We start from the raw sequence: 2,464 nt of genomic DNA, 5'->3' as shown, positions 1-2,464 counted from the left end.
ACGATGGATGGACATACTTTACTGCAGCGGGCAAAAGCCATGATGCCTGATTTACCTGTGGTGATGATGACAGCCTACGGTACCGTACAAAGTGCAGTCGATGCCATGCATCAGGGGGCATCTGACTATTTATTAAAGCCGTTTGAAGCTGATGAACTACTACAGCGCGTGCAGCGCTATATCAATGATATTGGTACTGAAGAAGATGACATGGTGGCGCAGGCGCAGGCATCGAAAGAGCTGCAAGCTATCGCCAAACGTGTGGCCGACAGTGATGCCACTGTACTTATCAATGGCGAGAGTGGCACTGGTAAAGAAGTGTTAGCTCGCTATCTTCATGTACATTCCCCCCGATCTTCACATCCTTTTGTAGCGATTAACTGTGCGGCTATTCCTGAGAATATGCTTGAAGCAACTCTGTTTGGATATGAGAAAGGGGCGTTTACAGGCGCCAGCCAAGCCTATGCCGGTAAGTTTGAACAAGCTAATCATGGCACGATTTTATTAGACGAAATCTCTGAAATGGACTTATCGTTGCAAGCAAAACTCTTACGTGTTTTGCAGGAGCGTGAAGTTGAACGTATTGGTGGTAGGAAGGTGATACCGCTGGATGTCAGAGTGTTAGCCACCACCAATAGAACTTTACGAGAGGAGGTCAAAGCCGGCCGTTTTCGTGAGGATTTATATTATCGTTTGAATGTTTTTCCATTGGAAATTTCACCTCTCAGACAACGTCAGGATGATATTCTTCCTTTATCTCAGCGCCTGTTGACGCGACATGCCAGTCAATCACGACGCGTCGCGCCTTTACTGGATGCTGCGGCAAAGTCTCGCTTAATTTCTCACAACTGGCCGGGTAATGTTCGTGAGTTGGATAATGTCTTGCAGCGGGCGTTAATTTTGCAATCGGGTCAATCAATCACAGCAAAAGATATTATTTTTGAGGCTGTGTCTGGCCAAGAGTTGAATACCTCAGTCAGTCAAACTGAGGTCAGTTCATCTACAGAAAGCAGTAAAAGCAGTGTAGAGGGATTTGATTTACGGTCCCAAGAGCAACGCCATATTCTCGACATGCTGGAAAAATATCAAGGCAGCCGAAGACTGACTGCAAAAGAGCTAGGTATAAGTGAACGTACTTTGCGTTACAAAATCGCCAAATTCCGTGAGCAAGGGGTGGAAATTCCTGAAAAACTTGGCAAGAAGTCTGCATAAGGCAACTATCAGCGTCATTTTTATAGCGGAGCAGAGACAAAGATGATTAAAGCTATCGACCCTAACCAATTACTAACTCAGATGAGAGCTTTACAAGCTCAGGCTTCACCAGCAACACAACCCATGCCTGCTAGTGAGGCTGAGAGCAATGGTCGAGTGGATTTCGGCAGCGTAATGCAAAAAGCTGTGAATGAGGTGAATGATCTGCAAAAAAACTCCGGTGATTTAAAGACGGCATTTGAGTTAGGTGACCCGAATGTCAATCTGGCTGATGTCATGATTGCATCACAAAAAGCCAGTGTCGCTTTTGAGGCAACCCTACAAGTCAGAAATAAACTGATTGAGGCTTACCAAGAAGTTATGCGTATGTCTGTTTAATTGACGAATATGCCTGAGTAGAGAAACACTATGGAAAACGCACCTGCCACCACCGGCTCACAAGCCAATATGCCAACAGCACGGCCCACAACAGCATTGGGCGCTATGCAGGCAAACATCTCTCAACAACCTGTTGTAAAACAGATGTTGTTTTTATTGGCAATTGCAGCCAGTATCGCCGTAGGTGGTTACGTGCTGTTGTGGTCACAAACGCCCTCATATCAGGTCCTTTTCGCGAATATGGCACCTGCTGAATCGACTGAAGTCGTTGATGTTTTGCAGCAGATGAATGTCGATTACAAATTGGATCCGTCCACTGGCGCATTGTTAGTACCTGCTGGTGATGTGCAAACACTGCGAATGAAACTTGCTGCTGAAGGCCTACCCAGAAGTGCTGCCCTGGGCATGGAGATGCTGAATCAGGATCAAGGGTTTGGTACCAGTCAGTTTATCGAGCGAGCCCGTTACCAGCGTGCAATGGAAGAAGAGTTATCTCGCTCCATTGCTGAACTCAATAACGTCAGAAGTGCGCGAGTGCATCTTGCTATTCCTAAACAATCTGTTTTTGTTCGCGATCGTAAAGATCCTACCGCTTCTGTGGTGGTTCATCTTTATGCTGGCAGAACACTTGATCAATCTCAGGTGGCAGCCATCACACACATGGTCGCCTCCAGTGTGCCAGATATGAAAAATGCCGATGTCACTATTGTGGATCAGCGTGGCAACTTATTAACTCAACCAGAGCGTGCGTCGGGTGTGGCAATGAGTGATACCCAGCTTGAATACACACGTAAGGTTGAACAAATCTATATCGACCGTATAGAAAATATCTTGTCACCCATTGTGGGTATGAATGGGGTGCGTGCACAGGTCG

General features: G+C 46.4%; 3 protein-coding genes. All 3 read left to right on the top strand.

All coding sequences use genetic code 11. From position 1 onward, the window contains the following. Window positions 1-1,212: sigma-54-dependent transcriptional regulator (locus B4K20_RS07660; protein ID WP_289282466.1), on the top strand; the 1,212-nt coding region annotated here is incomplete at its 5' end. Window positions 1,213-1,254: 42 nt separating this feature from the next. Then, window positions 1,255-1,590, top strand: a complete 336-nt coding sequence (gene fliE / locus B4K20_RS07655; RefSeq protein WP_289282465.1) for a flagellar hook-basal body complex protein FliE — start codon at window positions 1,255-1,257, stop codon at window positions 1,588-1,590. A gap of 30 nt (window positions 1,591-1,620) precedes the next feature. After that, a partial coding sequence (gene fliF, locus B4K20_RS07650; protein ID WP_289282464.1) for a flagellar basal-body MS-ring/collar protein FliF occupies window positions 1,621-2,464 on the top strand: 844 nt, incomplete at its 3' end.

The sequence above is a fragment of the Methylophaga sp. UBA5088 genome (genome assembly GCF_002414625.1).
Taxonomy (GTDB): domain Bacteria; phylum Pseudomonadota; class Gammaproteobacteria; order Nitrosococcales; family Methylophagaceae; genus Methylophaga; species Methylophaga marina.
Note: the sequence above shows the minus strand (reverse complement) of the source record. Positions and strands in the feature narration are given on the sequence as shown.

Bases quoted from the DNA above. Each gene is read 5' to 3' on its own strand.
- fliE (WP_289282465.1), top strand. From the start codon at position 1,255: ATGATTAAAGCTATCGACCCTAACCAATTACTAACTCAGATGAGAGCT.